Genomic DNA, 358 nt, shown 5'->3' with positions numbered 1-358 from the left:
CGGCAGCACCGGTCTCGCTTGCCGCATTGGCGCTGGAAAGCGGGCTCAGCCGTTTTCAGCTGGTGCGGGCCTTCAGCCGCGCCACCGGTCTCACGCCGCATGCCTATCTGGTTCAGGCGCGGGTGCATCTGGCGAGGCGGTTGATCGGCCGGAAGATGCCGCTTGCCGAGGTGGCGGCGGCCAGCGGCTTTGCCGATCAGAGCCATATGACGCGGGCCTTTACGGCGCGCTACGGGCTCTCTCCCGGCATCTATGCCCGCGGCGCTTCCAGATAGCCTGCAATTTCCTTCAAGACCCCGGCCTGCTTTCCCGCTCATCTGGCTTCGATCCAGGGAGCAGGACATGACACGGCAGCAGC

The 358-nt window shown here is 66.2% G+C and carries 1 protein-coding gene; it reads left to right on the top strand.

The window, feature by feature from the left end; translation table 11 throughout:
* On the top strand, window positions 1–275 hold a 275-nt coding region (locus AC1DIX_RS28380), incomplete at its 5' end, for a helix-turn-helix transcriptional regulator (RefSeq protein ID WP_477328702.1).
* Window positions 276–358 lie beyond the last annotated feature (83 nt).

The sequence above is a fragment of the Massilia sp. 05N420 genome (assembly GCF_056397205.1).
The sequence above is the reverse complement of the archived record's forward strand: the minus strand, read 5'-3'. Positions and strand labels throughout refer to the sequence as shown.